Genomic DNA, 5,908 nt, shown 5'->3' with positions numbered 1-5,908 from the left:
GGGGGGGTGCGGCGGCGCGCGCGGCCCCCCCCCCCCGGGGGCGCCGCGGGCGGCCGCCCCCGGGGGCCCCCCCCCACCCCCGCGGGCCCCGCCCCGCCGCCGTCTGCGCCTCGTCCGCGGCCGCCAGCAGCGTTCGCGCGTGTTCGCGGGTCCGCTCGCGCGCGGCGGCCGGGTCGGCCAGGGCCGTCCACGCGACGCAGTACATCAGCAGGCGGCAGACGAAGTTCATCCAGAGCAGCAGCGCCACCGGCACGCCGAAGGCGCCGTACAGGCTCTTCCCGGCCACCGAGCCGAGGTAGGACGCGAGCAGGATCTTCAGCAGCTCGAAGCCGACCGCGCCGATCAGCGCGCCCTGCAGGACGTCGCGCCGGCGCTGGCCGCGGATCCCCGCGAACGGCCCGAGCAGGTAGCCGAACAGCAGGGTGTCGCAGGCGACCGCTATCACGAGGCCGACCCCGGTGAGCAGGTAGCCGTTGTGCAGGCCGATCGCGTCGGCGATCCGCCCGGCGAGCGTCGTGCCGGCGGCGGAGGTGCCCAGCGAGACCAGCGACACCAGGCCGAGGCCGCCGAGCACGACGCAGTCCCACGCCTTGCGCAGGATCACGTTGCCGTCCTCCGCGGGCAGCTGCCAGACGTCCCGGATCGAGGTGCGCATGGTGTCCACCCAGCCCAGGCCGGAGAGCAGCAGCAGCGCCCCGCTGACCAGCCCGACGGCGCCCGCGTTGGACACCAGGGACGGCAGGTTGAGCGCGTCGGAGATGCCCGGCAGCTGGTCGGAGATGCGCTTCTGCAGGTCGGCGACCCGGCTGTCGCTGAGGGTCGTGGCGGCGATCGCCAGGGCCACGGTGAGCAGCGGGAACAGCGCGAGGAAGCCGAAGAAGGTGACCGCGCCGGCCAGCCGGTTGCCGCGGGCGGCGGTGAAGTGCTCGTACACCCGGTACGGGCGGCTGCGCAGCACCCGCGCGACGAGCGGGCCGACGACCGGAAGGCGGGTCAGGAAGTCCACCCGACCGGTTATACCGGCCCGTCCCCCGAACGGCCGTCAGGCTCGACCTGCGGCGGGCGGGTTCAGCGCCCCACCAGCCGCCGGGCCCGGGCGAGCACGCGGACCGTCCGGTAGGCGCCGTAGCGGCCGTGGCTGAGCAGTTCGGTGCGCACCCCGTCCACCCCGGCGGGCGGGCGGTAACCGGCCGGGCGCAGCCGGGCGCAGTGCTCGGCGGCGCGGCGGAAGTACTCGCGGCGGTCGCCGGCCGGGACCCGGCCGGGCTTGGCGACGACGGTGTTGAGGTGGTGCAGCATCTTGCCGTAGACCACCGGGCGCCAGTGGTCGAGGTCGGGGCGCCGGTCGAGGAAGGCGAAGACCAGGTCGTACTGGGCGAAGACGTCGAAGTGCTTGCGGCCGGCGGTGGCCAGGATGTTGCCGCCCTCCTGCCGCTGGCGGTAGTGCACGCCGATCCGGTCGAGCAGGGTGATGCTCGCGGCGGCGAGGAGCGCCGGGTACGTCCAGGGGGTGTCCTCGTAGTAGCCGGCCGGGAAGACCAGCTCCTGCTCGGTGATGAACCCGCGGCGGTAGGCCTTGTTCCAGACGACCTGGAGCAGGTCGAGCAGGTCGGGGCGGGCGTCGAGGTCGAAGACGTCCGGGGAGGCGGCGCCGAAGACGTGGGCGGAGGCGGCGCGGGTGATCCGGCCGTCGACGTAGGTGCGGGCGTAGTCGTAGACCAGGACGTCCGGGTCCCCGGTGGCGGCGAGCCGGTCCTCGACGGCCCGGAGCAGGCCAGGGGTGAGCGTGTCGTCGCTGTCGAGGAAGATCACGTACTCGCCGGTGGCGACCTCCAGGCCGGCGTTGCGGGCGCGGCCGAGGCCGACGTTCTCCGGCAGGTGCAGCACCCGGACCCGGGGGTCCGCGGCGGCCGCCTCGTCGAGCACCGCGCCGCAGCCGTCCGGGGAGCGGTCGTCCACCGCGATCAGTTCGAAGTCGGGACCGTCCTGGCCGAGGACCGAGTCGAGGCACTCGGCGAGGTAGTCCTGGACCTGGTACACGGGGACGATCACGCTGAAGCGGGGCACGGGCCCCAAGCGTAGTGGCCCCCGGGAGCGCCTTGGCCAGGACGGTAGGATCGCGGTGCACGTACGCACCGATTCAAAAGTGCGGCCAGACCCCGACCCGGGCTGCCACGCTGATTCCCGAGAAAGGCCTGCGTAGCCGATGGCTCCCCGCCTCTCCATCGTCGTTCCGATCTACAACGTCGAGCGCTACCTCGTCGAGTGCCTCGACTCGATCGCCGCCCAGACCTTCGGCGACTTCGAGTGCGTGATGGTCGACGACGGTTCAAAGGACGGCAGCGCGGCGCTCGCCGAGGCCTACGCCGCCAAGGACTCCCGGTTCCGCCTGGTGCGCCAGGTGAACAAGGGCCTCGGCGCGGCCCGCAACACCGGCATCCGGCACATCGACCCGGACGCCGAGTTCCTGTGCTTCGTCGACAGCGACGACTCGATGCCGCCGAGCGCGTACGAGCTCATGATCAACACGCTGGACGAGACCGGCTCCGACTTCGCCACCGGCAACGTGCTGCGCTTCCGCGCGGTGGGCTACTACCAGTCCGGCGGCCACGTGAAGCCGTTCAAGGAGACCAGGCTCAAGACCCACATCACCGAGATCCCCGCGCTGGTCACCGACCGCACCGCGTGGAACAAGGTGTACCGCCGCTCCTTCTTCGACGCGGCCGGCCTGCTGTACCCCGAGGGCATCCTGTACGAGGACGCCCCGGTCAGCGTGCCGCACCACTACCTCGCCAAGAGCGTGGACGTGCTCGCCGAGCCGATCTACCACTGGCGCGAGCGCGAGGTCGGCGAGATGTCGATCACGCAGATGCGCACCAACCCGAAGGGCCTGATCGACCGCGTCGCCTCGGTCGAGCTGGTCCGCGGCTGGCTGAAGAAGCAGACCGAGCCGCGCTTCGCCCAGTACCTGCGCTCCTACGACGAGAACACCCTCGTCGAGGAGATCCCGATGTTCTTCTGGTCCGTCGTGGACGGCGACAAGGAGTACCGGGACGCCTACGTCAAGCACGTCAGCCGGCTGCTGCGGGCGATCGGCCCCGAGCAGGTCCGCAAGCTGCGCGCGCCGCTGCGGCTCAAGTACCACCTGACCCTCCAGGGCCGGGTCGACGAGTTCGTCGAGCAGATCAAGTACGAGGGCGAGAGCAACGGCGGCGTCCAGGCCCGCGGCCTGCTGCGCCCCTACGCCGACTACCCGTTCCTGCGCGGGGGCCGCAAGAGCGTCCCGGCCGGCGTCCTGAAGCTGGACAACTCGCTGGTCATGCGCAGCCGGCTGTACGGCTCGGCCTGGGTCGGCGGCAAGCTGGAGCTGACCGGGCACGCGTACCCGGAGCAGCTGGGCGCGGCCGGCAAGCACGACATGGTCCGCACGCTGGTGCTGCGCGAGACCAAGGGCCGCCGGGTCGTCGCCGTGCCGATGAAGACCCAGTACAGCCCCGAGGCCACCGCGAGCTGCAGCCATGACCTGTACAACTGCGACTGGGCCGGCTTCACCGTCGCCCTCGACCCGAAGAAGCTCAAGCACCGCGGGCAGTGGAAGGACGGCCACTGGCGCGTCCTGGTCGCCGGCGCGGGCAAGGGCGGCGTGTACAAGGGCCGGGTCTCGGCCGGCTGGAGCGACACCGCCGAGTACCTCCCGACGCACTGGGTCGAGCCGGACGTGCGGATCGTGCCGTGGGTGCGGGACAACTTCGTCTACCTGAAGGTGGAGACGGTCAGGGCCCGGGTGACCGGCCTGGCCGCGCACGCCGGCCGGGTGGAGGTCTCGGGCGCGGCCCGCTCCGGCGCGAGCCTCGCCGGGGCCCGCCTGCGGCTCACCCACGTCGAGTCCGACCGCGAGCTGGCCTTCCCGCTGGAGCCGGGCGCGCCGGTCGGCACGCTGCAGCCGTTCTCGGTCTCCTTCCCCGCGGCCGAGCTGACCGCCGTCCGCGAGGCCTGGGCCGAGCTGGACCCGGTGGCCGCCGAGCGTGCCCGCGACCGCTGGGACACCGCCCTGGTGCTCACCGACGGAAGCGTCGTGCCGGTGGTCTGGGACGAGCGCAACGCGCCCGAGCAGCTGCACGTCGTCCTCAACCCGCAGGCGCCGACCGCGGAGCGCCGCGCGCTCTACTCCAAGCCCTCCCCCGCCGGGAACCTGCAGTTCTCGGACCAGCTGCTCCAGCCGATCGTCGAGGAGGTCGCCTCGCGCGGCGCCGACGGCTTCCTGCTGAGCGGCTCCTTCCCGCTGCCCGACTCGCACCGCTGGGAGCTGGTCGTCCGGCACGACTGGCGCGAGGAGGAGCACGTCTACCCGGTGGAGATCACCGACGGCCGCTTCCGCACCGCGATGCCGGCCGTGCCGACCGCCTCCTTCGCCGGGCGCGTGCCGCTCGCCCAGGGCACCTGGAACGTCTTCTTCCGTCCGGTCGGCGCCCCGGTCGACGACGCCGTCGTCCTGCACGCGCTGATCTCGCCGGACTGCTTCGGCACGCTGCCGCTGGAGGTGGAGTCCCGCGGCAAGCGGATAGTGCTGGAGCGGCGCCACCACGACGGCCTGTCGCTGGAGTCGCACTCGGCCCTGCTGCCCGAGGAGCGCAGCGGCTACCGCCAGCGCCAGCTGCGGACGGCCGACTACCCGGCCGCCCGTCGGCACCCGGTGCGCGAGACCGTCCTGTACAACGGCGGCCTCGGCGGCCTCTACGCGGACTCCCCGCGGGCGATCCACGAGGAGCTCGTGCGCCGCGGCCTGCCGCTGGAGCACCTGTGGGGCAGCGACGACCTCCAGGCCGACCTGCCGCAGACCGCGCAGGCGATCCGGCTGTGGAGCCCGGAATGGTTCGAGGCGCTGGCGACCGCCAAGTACATCGTCACCAGCACCCACCTGCCCGACTTCTTCGTCCGCCGCCCCGGCCAGGTGGTCGTGCAGACCTGGCTCGGCACGCCGCTGAAGCAGATCGGCCTGGACTTCGAGAAGGTCTGGTTCACCGACTCCAACTACCTGAAGGGCCTCGCCAAGGAGGTCCCGAACTGGAACCTCCTGGTGGCCGGCAACAGCTGGTCGGCCCCGCTGCTCAAGCGCGCCTTCGACTACAAGGGCGAGATCCTGGAGAGCGGTTCGCCCCGCAACGACCTGCTGTTCGCCCCGGACCGGGAGAAGACCGCGGAGCAGGTCCGCGAGCGCCTCGGGCTGCCCGAGGGCAAGAAGGTCGTGCTCTACGCGCCGACCTGGCGCGAGGACCGGCGCCGGCCCAACGGCGGCTACCAGATCGACCTGCGGATCGACCTGGAGGCGGCCAAGGCCGCGCTCGGCGAGGACCAGGTGCTGCTGGTGCGCCGGCACAGCGTGATGTGCGGCCAGATCCCGGACGCCGGCAACGGCTACGTCTGGGACGTCGGCAGCTACCCCGACATGGCGGAGCTGCTGCTGATCGCCGACGTCCTGGTCACCGACTACTCGGCCTCGGTCTTCGACTTCGCGTCGACCGGCAAGCCGGTGCTGTTCTTCACATATGACCTGGAGCACTACCGGGACAACCTGCGCGGTTTCAGCCTGGACTTCGAATCGGTGGTCCCCGGCCCGCTGCTGTCCACGTCCGCCGAACTCGTCTCCGCGCTCGGCCGGGTCGACGAGGTCGCCGCCGAATTCGCCGACAAGGCCGCCGCTTTCCGCGAGGCCTACTGCGACCTGGACGACGGCAAGGCCGCCGCCCGCGTCGTCGATGCGATGCTCCGAAAGGAGTAATTTTTCCCTCGAACGTCCCGAGGCGTCCGGTGCGATTGCGCACCCGGCCCCCCCGCCATTACCGGAGTTTACCCACAGCGCCCCGGACTTTAAGCCCCCAAAGCACACGAAAAGGCGTTTGGTCGGCAA

Annotated in this window: 3 protein-coding genes; 1 reads left to right on the top strand and 2 read right to left on the bottom strand. The window is 72.1% G+C overall.

Going from position 1 to position 5,908, the window contains the following annotated elements; all coding sequences use genetic code 11:
• Together ACFV4G_RS11585 and ACFV4G_RS11580 are read right to left on the bottom strand one after the other, a co-directional pair.
• A partial coding sequence (locus ACFV4G_RS11585) for a YihY/virulence factor BrkB family protein (RefSeq protein WP_380439017.1) occupies nt 1–1,006 on the bottom strand: 1,006 nt, incomplete at its 3' end.
• 62 nt (nt 1,007–1,068) lie between these two features.
• Entirely contained in the window at nt 1,069–2,067 is a 999-nt protein-coding gene (locus ACFV4G_RS11580) for a glycosyltransferase family 2 protein (RefSeq protein WP_380439015.1), read from the bottom strand.
• A gap of 139 nt (nt 2,068–2,206) precedes the next feature.
• On the opposite strand from ACFV4G_RS11580, the gene ACFV4G_RS11575 reads away from it, so the two are divergent.
• A complete protein-coding gene (locus ACFV4G_RS11575; RefSeq protein ID WP_380439013.1) occupies nt 2,207–5,779 on the top strand; it encodes a CDP-glycerol glycerophosphotransferase family protein in 3,573 nt (1,190 codons plus the stop codon).
• The last annotated feature ends 129 nt before the right edge of the window (nt 5,780–5,908 follow it).

Origin of the sequence: Kitasatospora sp. NPDC059747, assembly GCF_042732955.1 — a bacterium.
In the GTDB taxonomy this organism is placed as follows: Bacteria; Actinomycetota; Actinomycetes; order Streptomycetales; family Streptomycetaceae; genus Kitasatospora.
The sequence above is the reverse complement of the archived record's forward strand: the minus strand, read 5'-3'. Positions and strand labels throughout refer to the sequence as shown.